The sequence below is a fragment of the Rhizobium sp. PAMB 3182 genome, assembly GCF_052908355.1.
Window position 1 is genome coordinate 1024619 of the sequence record NZ_CM128607.1, and the last position, 17523, is coordinate 1042141.

At 63.5% G+C, this 17523-nt stretch carries 15 protein-coding genes and 1 riboswitch; of the genes, 6 read left to right on the forward strand and 9 right to left on the reverse strand.

Translation table 11 applies throughout. The features are described 5' to 3' along the window. Positions 1 to 1479, forward strand: a complete 1479-nt coding sequence (cysN, locus tag ACU5AZ_RS05245) for a sulfate adenylyltransferase subunit CysN (RefSeq protein ID WP_446824973.1) — start codon at positions 1 to 3, stop codon at positions 1477 to 1479. 329 nt (positions 1480 to 1808) lie between these two features. On the opposite strand, the gene ACU5AZ_RS05250 is transcribed toward cysN, so the two are convergent. The 3 genes from ACU5AZ_RS05250 to ACU5AZ_RS05260 form a co-directional block, all read right to left on the reverse strand. Further along, the gene (locus ACU5AZ_RS05250; protein WP_446824974.1) at positions 1809 to 2069 is read right to left on the reverse strand and encodes a PilZ domain-containing protein; all 261 of its coding nucleotides are present in this window, start codon (positions 2067 to 2069) and stop codon (positions 1809 to 1811) included. 160 nt (positions 2070 to 2229) lie between these two features. Further along, positions 2230 to 3447 (reverse strand): NAD(P)/FAD-dependent oxidoreductase, encoded by a 1218-nt coding sequence (locus ACU5AZ_RS05255; RefSeq protein WP_446824975.1) that lies wholly within the window; start codon positions 3445 to 3447, stop codon positions 2230 to 2232. A gap of 182 nt (positions 3448 to 3629) precedes the next feature. Further along, on the reverse strand, positions 3630 to 4310 hold the full coding sequence (locus tag ACU5AZ_RS05260) for an energy-coupling factor ABC transporter permease (RefSeq protein WP_446824976.1): 681 nt from the start codon (positions 4308 to 4310) through the stop codon (positions 3630 to 3632). A gap of 48 nt (positions 4311 to 4358) precedes the next feature. After that, positions 4359 to 4580: riboswitch (cobalamin riboswitch) on the reverse strand. A gap of 113 nt (positions 4581 to 4693) precedes the next feature. Here ACU5AZ_RS05260 and ACU5AZ_RS05265 point away from each other — a divergent pair. From ACU5AZ_RS05265 to ACU5AZ_RS05285, 5 genes are all read left to right on the forward strand, one after another. Further along, positions 4694 to 5092 carry a hypothetical protein gene (locus tag ACU5AZ_RS05265; RefSeq protein ID WP_446824977.1) on the forward strand — a complete coding sequence of 133 codons (399 nt, stop codon included), beginning with the start codon at positions 4694 to 4696 and terminating at the stop codon, positions 5090 to 5092. Between the two features lie 94 nt (positions 5093 to 5186). After that, entirely contained in the window at positions 5187 to 5891 is a 705-nt protein-coding gene (locus ACU5AZ_RS05270; RefSeq protein WP_446824978.1) for a helix-turn-helix domain-containing protein, read from the forward strand. A gap of 53 nt (positions 5892 to 5944) precedes the next feature. Then, positions 5945 to 6481 carry a copper chaperone PCu(A)C gene (locus ACU5AZ_RS05275; RefSeq protein ID WP_446824979.1) on the forward strand — a complete coding sequence of 179 codons (537 nt, stop codon included), beginning with the start codon at positions 5945 to 5947 and terminating at the stop codon, positions 6479 to 6481. Positions 6482 to 6721: 240 nt separating this feature from the next. Continuing rightward, positions 6722 to 7873, forward strand: coding sequence for a glycosyltransferase family 4 protein (locus ACU5AZ_RS05280; RefSeq protein ID WP_446824980.1), 1152 nt, complete (start codon positions 6722 to 6724; stop codon positions 7871 to 7873). A gap of 13 nt (positions 7874 to 7886) precedes the next feature. After that, entirely contained in the window at positions 7887 to 9215 is a 1329-nt protein-coding gene (locus ACU5AZ_RS05285; protein WP_446824981.1) for a hypothetical protein, read from the forward strand. A 2-nt stretch (positions 9216 to 9217) separates the two neighbouring features. Here ACU5AZ_RS05285 and ACU5AZ_RS05290 read toward each other — a convergent pair whose 3' ends face one another. Genes ACU5AZ_RS05290 through ACU5AZ_RS05315 form a run of 6 tightly spaced genes read right to left on the reverse strand, consistent with a single transcriptional unit; the run spans position 9218 to position 17390 of the window. Then, positions 9218 to 10357 (reverse strand): glycosyltransferase, encoded by a 1140-nt coding sequence (locus tag ACU5AZ_RS05290; protein ID WP_446824982.1) that lies wholly within the window; start codon positions 10355 to 10357, stop codon positions 9218 to 9220. Further along, positions 10350 to 11363: a polysaccharide deacetylase family protein gene (locus ACU5AZ_RS05295; protein ID WP_446824983.1), complete on the reverse strand. Its 1014-nt coding sequence runs from the start codon at positions 11361 to 11363 to the stop codon at positions 10350 to 10352. The genes ACU5AZ_RS05290 and ACU5AZ_RS05295 overlap by 8 nt, the downstream gene beginning before the upstream one ends. After that, positions 11356 to 12903: a lipid II flippase MurJ gene (locus ACU5AZ_RS05300; protein ID WP_446824984.1), complete on the reverse strand. Its 1548-nt coding sequence runs from the start codon at positions 12901 to 12903 to the stop codon at positions 11356 to 11358. Before ACU5AZ_RS05300 ends, ACU5AZ_RS05295 begins: the two co-directional genes overlap by 8 nt. Next, positions 12900 to 14033, reverse strand: a complete 1134-nt coding sequence (locus ACU5AZ_RS05305) for a glycosyltransferase family 4 protein (protein ID WP_446824985.1) — start codon at positions 14031 to 14033, stop codon at positions 12900 to 12902. Before ACU5AZ_RS05305 ends, ACU5AZ_RS05300 begins: the two co-directional genes overlap by 4 nt. Next, on the reverse strand, positions 14033 to 16231 hold the full coding sequence (locus ACU5AZ_RS05310; protein ID WP_446824986.1) for a GumC family protein: 2199 nt from the start codon (positions 16229 to 16231) through the stop codon (positions 14033 to 14035). Before ACU5AZ_RS05310 ends, ACU5AZ_RS05305 begins: the two co-directional genes overlap by 1 nt. A 4-nt stretch (positions 16232 to 16235) precedes the next feature. Further along, complete coding sequence (locus ACU5AZ_RS05315) at positions 16236 to 17390, reverse strand: glycosyltransferase (RefSeq protein ID WP_446824987.1); 1155 nt, start codon at positions 17388 to 17390, stop codon at positions 16236 to 16238. Positions 17391 to 17523: the final 133 nt, after the last annotated feature.

The window sequence follows — 17523 nt, forward strand, 5'->3', positions numbered from 1 at the left end:
ATGACCGCCATTGCAGCAGCAGCCGTTTCCGCCATCCCGGAAGCCGCGCCGGAAAAAGCCACCCGCGATTCGCGCCCGCTCCGCCTGATCACCTGCGGCTCGGTCGATGACGGCAAGTCGACGCTGATCGGCCGCCTTCTCTGGGACACCAAGGCGGTCAAGGAAGACCAGGCCGCGACGCTCGAGCGCGATTCGAAGGGCAAGCAGAACGACCTCGGCCTGCCCGATTTCGCGCTGCTTCTCGACGGCCTGCAGGCCGAACGCGAACAGGGCATCACGATCGACGTGGCCTATCGCTACTTCTCGACCGACAAGCGCTCCTTCATCGTCGCCGACACGCCCGGCCACGAGCAGTATACCCGCAACATGGCGACCGGCGCCTCGACCGCCGATCTCGCCGTGCTTCTGGTCGATGCCCGCACCGGCATCCTTGAGCAGACCCGCCGGCACGCCACGATCGCGACACTGATGGGCATCCGCCAGTTCGTGCTCGCCGTCAACAAGATCGACCTCACCGGCTACGACAAGGCCGGCTATGAGCGCATCGCGCACGAATTCCGCGAGCTCGCCCTGTCGCTCGGCGTCAAGCAGGTGACCGCCATTCCGATGTCGGCGCTCAAAGGCGAGAACGTCGTCTATGACGGCAAGGCGTCCATGCCGTGGTATGACGGCCCGACGCTCGCCGAAACGCTGGAACTCGCCACCGTCCGCTCCGCGCAGACCGTCGGCTTCCGCCTGCCGGTGCAGCGCGTGTCGCGTCCGGGCGAAAGCTTCCGTGGCTATCAGGGCACGGTCGCCGGCGGCGCGGTCAAGCCGGGCGACAGCGTCGCCATCCTGCCGTCGGGCATGATCGCCAACGTCAAGCAGATCGTCACCTTCGACCTCGTGCGCAACGCCGCCGTTGCCGGCGATGCCATCACGCTCGTCCTCGACCGGCAGGTCGACGTCGCGCGCGGCGACATGATCGTTTCGCTCGACAGCCAGCCGCAGACGGGCCTTTCCTTCGACGCGCAGATCGTCGCGCTGCAGCCGGACGGCATCCAGCCCGGCAAGCGCTACTGGCTGAAGTCCGGTTCGCGCCGCCAGCGCGTGCAGGTCCAGCCGGTCAGCCGCCTGGACCTGAAGTCCGGCAAGTGGGAGCAGACCGACGAAGCCTTCACGATGAATGCCATTGGCAAGGTGCACCTCTCCTTCGACGAGGCGGCGATCTTCGACCCCTACGAGCAGAACCGCTTCACGGGCGCCTTCATCCTGATCGACCCGGACACCAACAATACGGTGGCCGGCGGCATGATCACGGCCAAGCGTTCGGACCTTTCCGGCATCAATGCCGCGGATGCCCGCGTGCTGCTGTCGCTGCCGACCGATCTCGCCGACCAGCTGATGGCGACCGAGATTTTCGCCAACCGCCGCGACGAGGCCGAAATCCGCCGCGTCAGCGCCGGCAAGGCGGCCGAAATTCTCGACAAGCTCGACTGAGCGAAATCGCCTCCCAAGCATGAAGAAAACCCCGCAGACATCATGTCTGCGGGGTTTTCATTTCAGGAACAGAATCTGCCGGGGCGGAGGGGGGGCGACATGGCAGATCCGCTTCCTGACGGGGACCTTTATCAATCCGCGTCTCTCCTAGAAGAAGAAATACCAAATCAGCAGAACGACCACGAAGGGCACGCCCAAGAGCCAAAGTATTAAAGCGCGGATCACGTTGTTTCCTTTCCCGTTCTCTTTCGAGTTCGGTGGGAAAACGCGCCGATCGGCCGTTGGTTCCTTGCTTGACGATATTTTTTAGGAAAAATTGCGAGGCGATCTCAGGAGACGAATGCGACGCCGATTTCCTTCAGCTTGCGCCACTTGATCTCGCAGGCATGCCGGGTGTCGTCGGATAAGACGAGTTCGAACGTCTCGGGGATCTGCATTGCGTTTTCGACGAGCAGCTTGGCGCCCGTCGCCGACATGTTGCGCACCGTGCAGTTGATGGTGCTGTATTCGTGATTGAAAACGATGCGTCCCGCCTTGAGCGACCGCATGCGGTGCTCCCTGCGTCTTTCTTCTGTGTTCCCGCTTTCCATTTGCCCGTTCCTGACGTCATGTCATTGAATGCCAATGATTTAAGTCTCGATACCTTAAAGATCTGCAAACAGGGGCTGCATGGTTTTAACGATACCCGCATTTGCCGCAAAATGACGGGGTCAAAGTCGCAAATCGGGACACAAGACGCGGGCCGAGGCCTCAGCCCAGCAATGCCTTCAGGTCCGAGGCCGGATCGGCGAGCACGGTCTTGTCCGGGTTGATGCCGCTCTCCAGCATCTTCTTGCCGGTCACATAAGCCTTGGCATCGTTGATCGCGTCGACGGCGATCAGGCGTCCATCGCGGAAATACCAGACGGAAGCGGCGCCTTCCCGCTGGCCGGGGCGCAGCAGGGTTTCGTCGTAGCCCCTGTTGAAGCCGGCGATCTGCAACTTGACGTCGTACTGGTCCGACCAGAACCATGGTTTCGGGTCGTATGCCGCATCGCCGCCGGCCATGACGGCAGCGGCGGCCTCGGCCTGGTCGACGGCGTTCTGGACGCTTTCGAGCCGGATCTCCTCGCCCTGCCATGGAAAGACCACGCAGTCGCCCATGGCGTAGATGGAGGGATCGGAGGTCCGGCAGTGCGCATCCACGACGATCCCGTTGGCGACGGCGAGGCCAGCCATCGCGGCGGCGCGATCGTTGGGCGTGACGCCGATGCCGACGACGACGAGATCGACGGGAATGGTGGAGCCGTCCGAGAGTTCGGCGCCGGTTACCTTGCCGTCCTCGCCGATCAGGCGATGCAGGCCGGTTTCCTCGCGAATGACGACGCCGTGGCTTTCGTGGACGGCGCGCATGATGTCGGCGGTTTCCTTCGCCGCGACGCGCTTGAGGATGCGGTCCGCCATTTCGATGACGGTGACCTCGAGGCCGAGCTTGCGGGCGACGGCTGCCGCCTCCAGGCCGATATAGCCACCGCCGATGACGAGCAGACGGCGGCCGGGCGTCATCGCCTCGGCAAGCCGGTCGCAATCATCCTTGTCGCGTACGGTGAAGACGCCGGCGAGCTCGCCGCCGATCGCTTCCGGCAGCTTGCGCGGCGTGGCGCCGGTGGCAAGCGCCAGCGTCTCGTATTCGACCTGCGTGCCGTCCTGCATTCGGACGGTCTTCGCGGCCCGGTCGATTTCCTCGACCCAGGCAGACAGGCGGATGTCGACGTTGTTGTCGGCGAACCAGCTTTCCGGCCGGAACAGCAGGCGGTCGAAGCTCATCTCGCCGAGAAGGTATTTCTTGGACAGCGGCGGGCGTTGGTAGGGAAGGCTCGCCTCGGCGCCGAGGATCGTGATCGGACGTTCGTCCTTCAGGGCCCTCAACTTGGCTGCCAGCGCGAAGCCCGCCTGCCCTGCCCCGACGATCACCAGCCTGCCAGCCATGGCACCCTCCACATATCGTTAGTATAGAAACGAGTTTACTAAAATGAAGGTCTAGCGCATCGCCGCCCGAACGCCAAGGGGCCGGCCATCAAACGCGCGTGTCTCTGGCGTGAAGCCCGGGCCTTCGAAGAGGGAAAGGCGCAGCCCACAGACCGCGCCCTTCCGGTTTCGTTCGACCGCGATCAGCCGGCCTGATGCAGGCGACGCGCGAAAAGCGGGCCGCGGCTTGCCTTGTCGAAGGACTTGGCGGCGGCAAGCACGGCGAGGTCGATCAGCGGCTCGATGAGCACGACGCTCATATAGGCGATGCCGAACGAACCGACGGCGGCAAGGTTCTGAGCACCGAAGCCCTGGCCGTAGAGCGCCCAGAAGGCGACCCAGGCAACGATGCCGCCCTGATAGGTGGTCGAAAGCGCCAGCGCCTGCTTGTAGGTCACGTCGACATAGGCCGTGCGGGCCGGAATGATGCGGCGTGCCACCGCGCCGATCGCCCAGAGCGGCACGAGCAACGTGGTGACGTTGATGCCGTATTGCGGCAGGTCGAGGGGCGCGAAGAAGACGCCCTGGATCAAGAGCCCCAGCGCCAGGCCGATCGCCGCCGGCCCCGCCCCGAACATCAACAGCAGCGTCGAGCCGAGGATCAGGTGCACCTCGGAAACGCCGACAGCATGATGCGGAAGGACCTGGAAGAAGGAAAAGACCAGCGCGGTCGTGACCGTGCTGCGCATGGTAAGCGCTGCGACGCCGCCATCGTGACGGACGGTGTCGACCGCCATCTTGAGGCCAAGCCCGAGGGCTCCGGCTGCCGTTGCGTAGGAAAGAACGATCTTGGCGCCGTCGACGACGCCGGGTTCGATATGCATGTTGACTCCTTTCCGCGCCCACCGCGCGGCAAGTGATGAGAATGGGCGAAATGCCCGGCGATGATGGCAGGTCTCCTGGCTCGCGGGTCTTCATTCGGCCTGCCTTCCCGACTTCTCTTCAAAGCCAGTGGCATCAAGGCGTCATTCGCCGCTCACAGTTGCGGGGGCAGCCATGGTCTCGGTCCCTGATGGGTACGCCTCACCATGTTCCCTTTTCATCCGCCGTCCCGGTTTCGGGGATATGGCGGAACCATCGCCGTCAGTCGTAGAGCAGGGATTTTTCCGATTCAACTCTCGACAGGCAGAAATGCACGCCCAAATTGCCGCATTGTCATTTCGAAGGCCGGGTGATATTCGATGCCCGTCTTTCGAGTGGGGCATCGATGAAACGGCGGATCGGGACGATCAGGAACCTGTTGCACATTCTGTGTGCGCTGGCCGTGTTCGCCATCGGCTTCGCGCATAAATCCCCCGTACTTGCCTCTCAGATACCCGCCTCGGAACTGGCCGCCTATGCGCTGCCGGACGGCACCATTCCGTTCATCTGCGACAGCGCCCTCGACGACGAGGCCGGTGGCAAGAAGCATGTGCACGACCATGGCTGCGAGGCGTGCCGCATCAGCGCCGGATCAATGCTCGTGGTCCCGCCCTCCGTCGGCGGTCCGCAGGTCCGTATAAGCGGAACCGAGCGGCTGCCCGCCTATCGGGAAGCCTTCTACCGCCAGCTTTTCCCGCCCAACGCATCACCGCGCGCCCCTCCCCTTTCCGGCATTTCTGTCTGAACCGCAGCCGCCTTGGCGCGGCCGCTTTCACAGTTCGCGCCGGACTTCCGTCTCCTGACGGCTTCTGCCGGCGCCCATGCCGGATCGACACATCATGTTACAGAGGATCACCGCGGACCCGAACGCGTCCGCCCGATCGGCGAACGGGCCGCAAAGGCCGCTTGTCGCCGTATACTCACAAACATTCAACCGCTTCGAAGCCGGGTCAGCGATCACCATCGAGCGCAAGGGACGACGGGCACTCCTCGTCATCCGCGAGGGATGCGTGGCGCTGCACCAGACCCTGCAGGACGGACGCCGCCAGATACTCGACATTCTCGGCCCCGGCCGCGTGTTCGGAAAGGGCGTGACGGACCAGCTCGGCTGTCACGCCGAGGCGCTCGCCTTCACCCGGATCGAGACCATCGCCGAAGATGGACGCGACGGCGGCGGCCAGGCCAGGGCGCTCGTGGAGTTCACGCAAAGGCTGCAGGACCACATCACCCTGCTCGGCCGCCGGACGGCGCAGGAGCGGGTCGCCCTGGCGATCCTCGATCTCGCCGGTCAGTTCGGACGCCGCGGCCACGGCGCCCGTCCCTCCGGCGGCAGTTTTCGCCTCTACCTCAAGCGGGTTGACCTCGCCGACTGGCTCGGCCTGACGCTGGAAACCGTCAGCCGCAACCTGAACGGCTTCAAGCGCGCCGGGCTCATCGATTTCTCCACCCCGGAACTCGTGACCATCAAAGACCGCAAGCGGATCGCCGCCATCGCCGGCGCGATCGACGACGAGGCTGCGCCGCGAAGGCAGCCCCTCACCTGACCAATCACGCTTTCAGCCAATTCAACCCAACACATCCAGGAAAAGGAAACACTATGCAAACCACGACAATCCGTCTGCTCACGCTTATCGTCACGCTCATGACGGCGCCGCTGGCCTGGGGGCACGAGTTCAAGGTCGGAGATCTCGAGATCATCCATCCCAACTCGCGCGCCATGATCCCCGGCGCCAAGGTTGGCGGCGGCTATCTGAAGATCATCAATCACGGCAGCACGGACGACCGGCTGGTGGCGATCAAGTCCGACCGGTCAGACAACGTGCAGATGCATGAGATGTCGGTCGAAAACAACGTCATGAAGATGCGCGAGCTGCCGGACGGCATCGCCATCCCGGCCGGCAAGACCGTCGAGCTGAAGAAGGGCGGCCTGCATGTGATGTTCATGGATGTCAAAAAGCCGTTCAAGGAGGGCGACATGGTCAAGGCGACGCTGGTCTTCGAAAAGGCCGGCTCCGTCGACGTCGAGTTCGCAGTCGGCAATGCCAGCGGCAACGATGGCGGCGACATGAAGGGCATGGATATGAAGTCGATGGACGGCATGAACCACGACGCCATGCCGAAGATGGGCAACTAAGCCTCGATAATTCCTTCGGAAACGACGGCCGCCGAATGGATAGGCGGCTGTCGCACCCGTCAGTTCCTAACGAAAATTTAATGTCCGGAAGCGCCGCCCTCCCATTCACATCCTTTAAATTTAGTTTATGATATCAACGTGTTCCGGGATGAAACATCCCAAAACGGGACATACTGTGCTGCGTCTTACACCTTAATCGACCTCCGGCGCTTTTTGGGACGGTTTGTCTTGGAGTTGGGCATGGAATTTGAGGTCGCACAGATCATTCAGGAATTCAGTACTGTCGGCGGCGTGGAACGCGTCGCCTGGGACCTTGCTCTTGCGCTCGGCCGCCTCGGCCAACCCAATTCCGTCGTCTGCTCAACCTATGCCAATGACACGCCGTCAAGCGTGAAGATAAGGCCGCTGGTGCGCTGGCTTTCCCGCGTCCCCAAACGCGGCGCCATGAAATATGTCGGCCGGATGATCGTCGTGCCGATCTTTGCCATTGCCTCGAAGTTCGCCGAATTAGCCAAGGACAACTCGATCATCATCAGCCACGGTGACAGTCTCGTCGGCGATATCGTCGTCATTCACGCCGTCAACGCCGAAAGCCTGAGAGAAAAGCGGCGCGCCGGGCAAGTGGCGTGGCTCTTCAACCCGCTGCACGCCTGGGTGGCGGTGCGCGACCGCATCATGATCGGCGGCCTGCGCTTCAAGCGCTATGTCGCGGTTTCGGAGCGCGTGAAGCAGGAACTGATCGCGCACTACAATGTGCCGGAAGCGCGCATCAAGGTCATTCCCAACGGCGTCGACCTGTCCCGTTTCAATCCGAACATGGGCAACCGCGAGACCATGCGGGCCGAATTCGGAATACCGGCGGACGCACGGCTTCTGCTCTTCGTGGGCCATGAATACAACAGAAAGGGCCTCGCCTTCGTCATCTCGGCGATGGAGAAGATGACGGATAGCAATCTGTGGCTGCTCGTGGTCGGCTCGGAAAACGGCGACTCCTACAGAGACATGGCCGTTCGCACGGCGGCGCGGATCGTCTTTGCAGGCGAGCGCCGCGACATGGAGATGATCTACCCCATCGCCGACGCCTTCGTGCTGCCTACCGCCTACGAGACCTTCTCGCTAGTGTGCATGGAAGCCATGGCATCCGGCGTGCCGATCTTCGCCACCCGCGTCGGCGGGATCGAGAACTATCTTGCCGACGGCGTCAACGGCTACGCCATCGAGCGGAATGCCGAAGACATCGCCGCCAAGCTGACAATGGCCTTTTCGGCACCCGAAGGTCTTGCCCCCCTGAAAAAAGGTGCAATCGCCACTTCGCTCAGATACAATTGGGACGAGGTCGGAAAGCAGTACATCTCCCTGGCCGAAGAGATCGCGAGCGAGAAATGGCACTGACGTCAGGGCAGGCATGGCAGGCATAGGCGGGAAGCGATCCTGGCGCTGCCTTTCCGCGCTCGCCTTGCTGCTGATGCCGACGCTTGCATTCGGCGACGATGCGACCCTGAGATGGCGGACGGGCGGCGGCAACCTCGTTACCCACCTGACCGGCCCCCCGAGCGCAACCCTGTACCAGGCCCTTGAAGGCGTCGGCGCACGTCTCGGCCGCATGAATTCCTATGGCTGGCGCGATCTTCAACGCAATCCGATACCGACAAATTTCGACGCGGCCATGCTGGAGGCCCACCGGCATGGCATCTGGCCGATCATGCTGCTGGAATATGAGGGCAGCTACCAGACCCTCGACCCTCCGCAGCCGATCGGCTCCTACGACGACTGGTTCAAGGCCGGGAAGGCCATGGCGGAGCGCTTTCGCCCGGGCGGCGACTGGGCCCGTGAAAACGGGATCGACGACGGCTACGGCGTGACGACATACACGGCAGTCAACGAGCCAGACGTGCAGAACACCATCCCGAAACAGGCCTATCACGATGCGATGGAAGGCTTGGCCGACGGCGTCCACTCCGTCGATCCGTCGCTGAAGGTCGTGCCCGCCGGTTTCGCTGCCTGCAATATCGATGGCGATGCAACGCTCAGGGGCTACGGCCCGGCGATCGCCGACCTGTTCGAAAACGGCAAGCTGGACGGCATCGACCTGCACACCTACTACAATTACCAGTTCTATCCGTTGACCGCGGGCCGGCAGTTCTCGGCGCAAAACTGCTTCGACAAGATCAAGACGACGCTCGGCATCACCCGCGACATCAATTTCTATGCGACGGAATTCAACGTGACGCGCGAAGGCGAGTGGGAGAACCGCTCACTGATCGCCAGCCTGTTCCTTACGGCCGCTTGGGACAATTTCGGCGTCGTCGGCAATAATGACCGACCCGCGATGGTTCTAGCCTTTCCCTGGAGCCTACTCGATACCGGTCGCTTCGAAGGCCCCGGCTATGCGATGGCCGCCCGTGAGAACCCCTGGCTTCCGGAAGTTCGCGCCAAGGTGCTGCAGCGCATCCTGGATATCGCCGGAGACATGCGCTTCGTTTCGGCGGATCCGCGGCACACGGGCATGTTCCATCTGTCAGGCGAAAAGGGCGATCTCTACGTCTGGCAGAACCGGGAAGGCTGGACGGATGCCCCGGGCCACAGCTGGACGCTGACCCTGCCCGACTGGGCAAAACGCGTCGAGCTTTGGGGATATGACGGCCTGCGCAAGGTCGAGGATTGCAGCGGCGGTCCCTACACGTTCGACAACCTCAAGGGCGGCGAGACGCTGATGGTGCGGGTCCTGCGCTGACGCTACCGGCGAGGTGTATCGGCGGCGGCTCGCCAGGCGGCGTAAAGCTGATCGGCGACGACCGGATAGGTGAAGCGCGAGCGGACATTGTCGATGCCGGCCTGAGCCTTGCGCCTGCGCTCCGCCGGATCGCTCGCCAGCCGCGACAGCAGCGAGGAGAGTGCATCCGGATCACGCTGCGGAACGATCCAGCCGCCATCCGCCACGATGTCGGGAATGGCGCCGGATTGCGCGCCGATCACCGGAATGCCGCAGCCCTGGGCTTCGATGATAACGCGGCCGAACTGTTCCTTGACCGCGGCCGTCGTATGGGTCAGCAGGATCAGCGCATCGAGCTTCCTCAGAAACTCCGCCACGACTTCGGGCGTGCTCCAGGGCCGGATTGTCACGCGGTCGGCGATGCCAAGCGCCTCGGCCTTCTCCTTGAGCTTCTGCTCATAGGGGCCCTCGCCGATCATTTCGAGTCGAATGTCGGCCGGGCTGCGGGCCATCGCATCGAGCGCGTCCTGCACGCCTTTTTCTTCCACGAGCCGACCGACATAGCCGATGACCATTCCGGCGTCCGCCGGTTCCGGGCGCGGCTCCGCCGGAGAGAAGATGTCTGTGTCGACGCCGTAGCTGATCATGCTGACCGGGCCGTCATACCCCCTCGCGCGGACCACCATGGTCGCATCGTCACTGCGTGACAGCACATGGCTCGTATGGGCCAGAACGTATTTGCGCATGGTTTCGAAAGGCGGCGGCAGCGTCTTCAGGATGTTCTGGTCGACCTCCATCACCAGCGCCGCATCGCCTTTCAGCAGGCAGGCCTGCAGGGCCACCACGCTCCACGGCTCTTCCCACAGATGGATCACGTGCGGGCGGACCTGCCGGATAAGCTGCGCCAGTCCCCAGTAGCAGTGCAGATACCAGCTGAAGGGGCCGGCATGGGAAAAGAGGATCGGCAATACGTGCATGGTGACGCCGGGATCGTCGCCGGGATCGGCAAGGATGGTGCGGCCGAAATGCCGCCAGCGCCGAGGCACGACGAGATGGACGTCGAGATCGTCGCTTTCGGCGAAAGGATGGTAGCGCAGCCGGCCGGCCGGCCGTGACACAGCGGTGTGCGCAATCGATATGACCCGAAGCTTTTCTTCAGCCATGGCCGAGCATCCTTGCCGCCAGTCCTGTCGCGCCGGACATATGCAATTCGGCAAGCACGAGCTTGCGGTGCCCGCCGTTCAACGTGTTTCGGGGAAAGGCATAGGCAGACGGGCCGCGCCGAACCACGCCCTTCGTGGTCGTCGCCACACTCTTGTATCCGGCAACGCGAGCGATGTCGAAGTCCCGCGGGCCGCAATCCTTGGCGCGGCCATAGGGAAAGGCGAAATGGTCGACGGGAACGCTGAGCCTTTCCTGCAGCCGTACACGGCTGCCGGCGAGTTCCGCCCTGGCGCCGTCGTCGCTCAGGCTGGAAATGCGTGGATGCATGACCGTATGAGAGCCGATTTCGACCAGCGGATCGTTGGCGAGTTCCGACAGCATTTCCCAGCTGATGGCATGCTTCCAGTGAAGCGCCTGCTCGTCGAGTTCGTTCTCGACGCAAAACCTGGTGTAGTGCTCTCCCGCCGATGGACCGTCCCAGCGCTGCTGGACCGCCTGAAAGACCGCCATCTTGCTTTCGATCGAAGCGACCTCGACAACCTGTCCGTCCAGGACGACCCGGTCGCGGTTCTGCAAGGCATCTTCCAGCCCCGCGCCCCACATCGGCATCGTTCCGTCCGGGATGCCGGTGGTCACGAACAGGGTGACGGGCACCTGGTGTCGCCTGAAAAGCGGCACGACCGCCTCATAGGTGTCGCGGTAGCAGTCATCGACGGAGAAGTTGACATAGCTGCCGCCGTCCGCGCCGGCAGCCGAAAGGCGGCGGCCTTCCTCAACCGTGACGATCCGGCGACCGCTGGCCTTGAGATATTCCAGCAGCGTGTCGAGAAACTGCAGATCCAGATAAAAATTGCGGTTCGGCAGCGTCGCCCAGACATCCGGGGCGGCCGCACGGTGAAAGGTAAAAAAGCATCCCCTGGAGCCTAGCAGTCCCTGGATGCGTCTGGCGGCATTCCCGAGCGCCCAAGCGCCAAACGGGAGCCGTGTCTCAATGCGTTCAAGCATCTGGCGTGTTCCCTTTTCTCGATGATACGGCACGGTAGATTTTCGAATAGAAACCGGGGCTCAGCAGCGCGGTGGCGAAAAGCACCGAAGCGCCGTAGCCCAGACCACCGACCAGCAGACGGATGAAGACACCGTCCACATTCGCGACGATCCAGTAGGCGATGGCGGTCATGGCGGCGCCCGGCAACAACGACACGGCGACGATGCCGAACAGATGCAGGCGCACATTCATAGCCAGGATGCCGGCAAAGCAGAGAACCAGCCCGCGCGCCGTCTCGCCCAGTCCGAGCAGGAAGATGCCGTTATCCGTCGTCTGCTGCAGGTTGGCCGTGGCGATATTGACCAGCAGGTTGACGCTGTAGGCCGCGACGAGAATGCCGGCGGCCAGCATGTTGCGCTTGGAGCCGTTTAAAAGCCGCAGCAGGATCCAGCCGAGCGTCGAGGCCCAGATGCCGACCGAGATGCCGCTGAGGGCCTGGCTTGTCAGGAGCACACCGGTGTCGCCGAAGGCGCCGCGCTTGAACACGAGGCTGATGATATCGGGCGCAAAGACATACATGTAGGCCGAGGCGGGCATCATCAGGATCAACACGAAACGCGTCAGCGTCTTTGCCTGCTCATCGACATTCGTCCCCCCGCCATGGGACAGGACCGCAAGTCCGATGGGCTGCGCGACGAGAAGCAGAGAGCTTTCCGTCAGTGTGCGCGCGTATCCCAACGATGCGATGACCCCGGTGGTCAGGCGCGAGGCCAGCAAGCGCTCGATCCAGATGTTGGCCTGCTCGACCGCCGGCAGCGGCATGAACGGCAGCAGCCGGCGCGCAAAAAGGCGCGTCTCGAACCAGATGCTGGAAAAGCTGAGGTCGTTGAATGCGAGATTGCCCTCGCGCCAGAGCACGAAGATCGCCCAGGCCGCGAGCAGGTTGAACGAGAGCGTGAAGGCAAGCGCCAGAGTGATCGCCTGGTCGGTGAGGACAAGCATGCCGACGCCAAGCATGACGCCGACGTTCAATATGCTGGCGCGGGCATTGGTAAGGCGCGTCTTCGCCAGCACGATCTCACCCGCCGCGAGCGAATTGATCATCACCGATGCCGGCATGCTGAACGCCATGATGTAGACGAACTGCACGGTCGTCTCTCTCTCCTCGAGCGAGAGGCCGTCGAGCATGGCGTCGACGAGGAGCGTGGCCCCCACAATGGTCGCAACCATCAGCAGGACCGCTATTGCCGTCAGTGCAGCCGTCATGGCGGCCAGCAATTGGGGCGCCCGGCCTTCCTCCTGGGCGTCCCGCATCCTGGGAATGAGGATCGCCGGCACGCTTTCGTTCTGCAGAAACACCATGGGCACGAAGATGATGGTCGTCGCGCTGCGAAAGCTGTCGGCGAGCGCCGCGACACCGATGACATGGGCGACGAGGATTTCGCGCACGAAGCCGAGGCCCTTGCTGAACAAGGCCCCGCTCGTCAGGCGTGCCGCCACACGCCGGACAGACGACCCGGTCGCAGGCGACGGGATGCTGGCGCCCACATCATCCGTCATGGCGCGACACCGTCGACAAGCTTCCGAACGGACTGGCGCATGGTGGCAAGTCCGTAAACCGTTCGGGCCCGTTCGCCGGCAAGCCGCACCTGCTCCCCGAAAGCCGCCGGATCGGTGAAATAACGCAAAAGTGCGGCAGCCAGCGCCTCCGGATCGCCAGGGGCGATCAGCGTGCCCGCTTCTCCGTCGGCAAGGATTTCGGTCGCCGCTCCCGTGTCGGTGGCGATCACCGGCGTGCCGGCCAGCATCGCCTCGACCAGCGTCAGACCGAACGGCTCCGGATCAACGGATGGATGGACGACGACGTCGACGGACTGCATGAGTGCCGGCACGTCGGCGCGCTGGCCGAGAAAGGTGACTCGCTCCTCAAGACCCAGAGCCTTGACCAGGGCCACCAGCCGATCGCGGTAGGCATCCTCGCCGAACAGCGCGCTGCCGACGATGACCAGGCGGACGCCGGGGATCTTCGCCAACGCCTCGATGACGACGTGCTGGCCCTTCCATGGCGACAGGCGGCTGAACACCCCGACCAAAGGCCCGTCCGGCAGGCCGAGTGCGTGACGCTCGACCGGAATTTCGGCGGGCGGCTCGACTCCGTTCGGGACCACGCGGACGAGATCGGCCCGGCCGCCGGCGCTTACGAACGCGTCCGCCGCCGCGCGGGACGGGACGATGACGAGGCTGGCGCGGCGATTGGCGAGTGCAACCTGGATGCGGCGCTGGGTGGCGCCAAAATGGCGCTCATCGAGAATATCATGCAGATGCCAGACCAGGGGCCGGCGGCGGACGACGGAAGCCAGCGCCGACAGCATGAAGGCTTTCTGCGAGTTGGCGTAGACGACATCGGCGTCACGGGCTGCCGAGGCGATCGCGGCAATCAGCCTGACCAGACGGATGGCGAGCGGCAATGCCTTCAGCAGCGATCCGTCACGGCGGATGGCATGGAGCCGTGCTCCGGCCGGCGCCACCATCACGTCCAGTCCCTGCGCGGCAAGCGCATCGGCCAGAGGACCCGGTTCAAACAGGAAGGCAGCGCCCCTCTCCCAGCCCTTCGTCATGTTGGCGAGCACATATTCGGCGCCGGACATCACGCCGGTCTGGCTGACGAACATCACCTTCGCAATCGTCATCAGGCGATCTCGGTTCCGGCGAGATCATAGCCGTTGGAGGTGTTGTCGTGGATATCGAGCCGAGGGAGGACCACCGTGCCAAGGACATGTCCGCCGGACCTGGCGACGGCAAGCTGGGCCTCGCGCAGAACATCTTCCGTCGCCCCTGCCCGTCCGACGCAGACAAGCGTATCGAAAGGCCGGTCGGCAAACGGCAGGGCACTGACCGTGGATGTGTCGCCGATTGCCGAGGCAGCGCTCATGAGGACGAGATCGTAAGGCTCGGCCCAGTCGACCAGCGTCCGAAACCGGCGCTTGTGGACCGCGCGCGAAAGATCGAGGTCACCGTTGCCGGCAACGATCACATGCAGACCGTGGGTCGCGGTGGGAGCGGCTGCGCGCACGGGATCGAGTTCCCCGGAGAGAATCTCCGAAAGCCCCGGCGAGGCCGCGTGCATGCCGAGCGCTGTCACGAAATCCGCCCGCTTCGGCGAGCATTCGATCGCCAGCACCATCAGGCCGCTTCTGGCGGCAGCCTGGCCGAGGGCCAGCGTCAGAAAGGCCGGACCCGGGCCGGGCTCGTCCGCCGGCAGGATCAGCATCGGCTTTGCGGCATTGCGCTGCCGCAGGTCGTGCAGCAGGTCCGTCAATGCATCCTGCATGCTCCGGCTTGCCGTGCTTCGCCGCAGGGCGAGGCCGAGCGTCATCGTGCTGGCATCGAGAAGACTCGGCGAAGGCAGGTCGGGCAGAGCGGCAACCAGATCGGCCGGCGTGCTCATGGCGTGGGCCGGTTCGGCCGGCGCGGCGGGTTCGTTTTGCGTGGCGGAGACGGTGCCCGAGGAACCGGCGAGAAACTTATGCCCGCCCATCCGGCGAAATGTGTCCCACAAAATGCACGCAAGGCTGGCCAGCATGAGCCCGAGCAGGACCCCGGCGGCGGCAAACAGCGATTTCTTCGGGAAGTAGGGCTTCAGCGGCGTTTCGGCGAGGCTGACGAGACGGGCGCTGCCGGCCAGCGAACGGCGTTCCGTCTCCATCTCGCTGGCGCGCTGGTAAAGCTGCGCGTAGAGCTGGCGCTTGACCTCGACGTCGCGGACCATGCCCTCGATCGAGGATTCGTCCGACGCGGCCGTCGCGGCCGTCGCCTGTGCGGAGTTCATCTGCTGCTGGAGCGCGGCGACCTGTGCGACCGCCGTATCGTAATCCTTCTGGGCGCTGCTGCTGATCCGGTCGATCTCGTCCTGCATCTGCCGCTGCAGGGAGGAAAGCGAGTCCTGCAGCATGAGCAGCTGCGGATGACGCGGGCCGAGGACGGCGCTGCGCGCGGCGAGGTTGCGCCTGGCGGTGGAGATCTGCTGCTTGAGATCGGCGACCGTGCGACTGTCGAGGACATTCGATGTCGAAGCCGCATCGCTGCCGTTGCGGACATCGCGGATCGCGTCAAGACGCGCCTGGGCCTGGGCGCGTGCCTGCTCGGCGAGCGCCAGCTGTTGCGCCACGCCGCTCAGCCGTTCCGAACTGATCGGAGCAGTCGCACCGCGAACCAGCCCGTTCTCGCGGCGGTAGGCCTCGATCTTGGCGTCGCTGTCGCGAATTTCCTGGTCGAGATCGGCAAGCTCCTGCCAGAGCCACTTTGCCGCGACTTCGCGGCCGTCCGACATCGACGCCTTCTGGTCGTCGAGATAGGTTTCGACCAGCGCGTTGGCCATGGTCTTCGCCGTCGCCGGCAGAGGCGACCTGTAGGAGACCTCGATCACCCGCGAACGACCGGCCGCACCGGCGCTGTATCGTTTCGCGACATAGTCGGTCAGTTCGGTCGAGGCCGGCTTGAAGTCCAGGCACTTGCTGTCGCCGACCGCCCGGCATTCCGCCATGACGGCGTCGTAGACGCCGGGCTGCTGGGCGGCCATGCCGAGCAATCTGGACGATTCCAGAATGACGACCTGGCTTTCCAGATCCGCAGGATCGCCAAGTTTCTGCGACCAGGCGTCGGCCGTTCGCGTCAAAGCGGGATCGGGCTCAGCCAGGATGACGGAGCCGGTGGCGACATATTTGGGGGTGACGGTGTAGGCTACCAGGATCGCCAGGGCGGAGACGCCGAGAAAGGTCGCCGCGAACAGTAGCCTATGCCTCCAGAGAGGCACAACGAACTCGAACGGAAACGGCAGCGGCCCATCCGTCTGCACCCGATCTTCCGCTTTTGTTCCGCGACGCAACATGCTTTTATCCAATATCGGTCACTGTTTCGGCGACGTGCGATTGCACATGATCGGTCGATTTATAAGTGGAAATGGTTTCCTGAACGTAAGTAACGAGCTCTTGCCTGAAGCGTTCGGCAGAAAAGCGGGAAGCCTGCGACTGGCAGGCCGCCGCTGAAAACTCGGATTCCCTGTCGATAAACTCGCCTACCGTCGCCGCAATCGCCACCGGATCAGGCGTATCGAAGAACAATCCCGTCTTGCCGTCAACGACCGTTTCGCAGGAGCCGCCACGGCGAAGCGCGAGCACCGGCGTTCCTTCCGATTGCGCCTCGACCGAAATGATGCCGAAGTCTTCCTCGGCGGCGAAGATGAAGGCACGGGCGCTCGCCATCAGGTCGCGGAGCGCCGCATCGGAGACGAAGCCGGCGAATTCCACGTTCGGCGTTGCGATCTTCTTCAGTGTGGCGGCCTGTGGCCCCTCGCCGGCGACGATCAGCCTCTGGTCCGGCAGCGTCGCAAACGCCCGGACGATCTGCTCGATGTTCTTGTATTCGACGAGCCGGCTGGCTGCCAGGAAATAGCTGCCGCGCACGGCGGGCTCCGTCCGTTGCGACAGGAGCACCGGCGGGTAGACGACCCTTGCCTTGCGGCCATAGACCTTGCGGATCCGGCGGGCGATGAAATGCGAGTTTGCCAGCATCAGATCCGGACCGTTGGCGGTTCTGGTGTCCCAAACCCTGATCCAGTGCAGGAGTATGCGGGCAATCACGTTTTTCAGGCCGCCGCCATTCTTCGCGAGATAGGAATGCTGCAGATCCCACGCATAGCGCATGGGCGAGTGAACATAGGCGATATGCACCTGGTCGGGGCCGGTGAGAACACCCTTGGCCACCGCGTAGCTGCTGGAAATGATGAGGTCATAGGGGGACAGGTCGAACTGTTCGATCGCTATCGGCATCAGCGGCAGGAAGAGCCGGTGCGAACGGCGGACGAACGGCAGCTTCTGCAGGAAGCTCGTATGGGTCTTGGATATGCCGATCTTCGCCCTGTCCTCGGGCGTCAGGAAATCGAACAGCGAGAAGACATCGGCGTCCGGATAACATTGGATGATTTCATGCAGGACGCGTTCGGCGCCACCAATCGTATACAGCCAATCGTGCACTATTGCGACGCGCATCCTGCGGGAACCTCAATTTATAAGACTTCACTGCCGCCCATTCTCAAATAATTTCAACAGGAAGGGCACAGATCAGAGCATTGTCACATTCCCATACAGGAAATTCATGAATTTGAATTTAATTGTGTCCAAT

Excerpts from the sequence above, each read along its gene's own strand:
- ACU5AZ_RS05295 (WP_446824983.1), bottom strand. The coding sequence starts at position 11,363 with ATGCTTGAACGCATTGAGACACGGCTCCCGTTTGGCGCTTGGGCGCTC.
- ACU5AZ_RS05275 (WP_446824979.1), top strand. The coding sequence starts at position 5,945 with ATGCAAACCACGACAATCCGTCTGCTCACGCTTATCGTCACGCTCATG.
- ACU5AZ_RS05260 (WP_446824976.1), bottom strand. The coding sequence starts at position 4,310 with ATGCATATCGAACCCGGCGTCGTCGACGGCGCCAAGATCGTTCTTTCC.
- ACU5AZ_RS05310 (WP_446824986.1), bottom strand. The coding sequence starts at position 16,231 with ATGTTGCGTCGCGGAACAAAAGCGGAAGATCGGGTGCAGACGGATGGG.
- ACU5AZ_RS05300 (WP_446824984.1), bottom strand. The coding sequence starts at position 12,903 with ATGACGGATGATGTGGGCGCCAGCATCCCGTCGCCTGCGACCGGGTCG.
- ACU5AZ_RS05265 (WP_446824977.1), top strand. The coding sequence starts at position 4,694 with ATGAAACGGCGGATCGGGACGATCAGGAACCTGTTGCACATTCTGTGT.
- ACU5AZ_RS05290 (WP_446824982.1), bottom strand. The coding sequence starts at position 10,357 with ATGGCTGAAGAAAAGCTTCGGGTCATATCGATTGCGCACACCGCTGTG.
- ACU5AZ_RS05285 (WP_446824981.1), top strand. The coding sequence starts at position 7,887 with ATGGCAGGCATAGGCGGGAAGCGATCCTGGCGCTGCCTTTCCGCGCTC.
- ACU5AZ_RS05315 (WP_446824987.1), bottom strand. The coding sequence starts at position 17,390 with ATGCGCGTCGCAATAGTGCACGATTGGCTGTATACGATTGGTGGCGCC.
- ACU5AZ_RS05270 (WP_446824978.1), top strand. The coding sequence starts at position 5,187 with ATGTTACAGAGGATCACCGCGGACCCGAACGCGTCCGCCCGATCGGCG.
- ACU5AZ_RS05250 (WP_446824974.1), bottom strand. The coding sequence starts at position 2,069 with ATGGAAAGCGGGAACACAGAAGAAAGACGCAGGGAGCACCGCATGCGG.
- ACU5AZ_RS05280 (WP_446824980.1), top strand. The coding sequence starts at position 6,722 with ATGGAATTTGAGGTCGCACAGATCATTCAGGAATTCAGTACTGTCGGC.
- ACU5AZ_RS05305 (WP_446824985.1), bottom strand. The coding sequence starts at position 14,033 with ATGACGATTGCGAAGGTGATGTTCGTCAGCCAGACCGGCGTGATGTCC.
- ACU5AZ_RS05255 (WP_446824975.1), bottom strand. The coding sequence starts at position 3,447 with ATGGCTGGCAGGCTGGTGATCGTCGGGGCAGGGCAGGCGGGCTTCGCG.
- cysN (WP_446824973.1), top strand. The coding sequence starts at position 1 with ATGACCGCCATTGCAGCAGCAGCCGTTTCCGCCATCCCGGAAGCCGCG.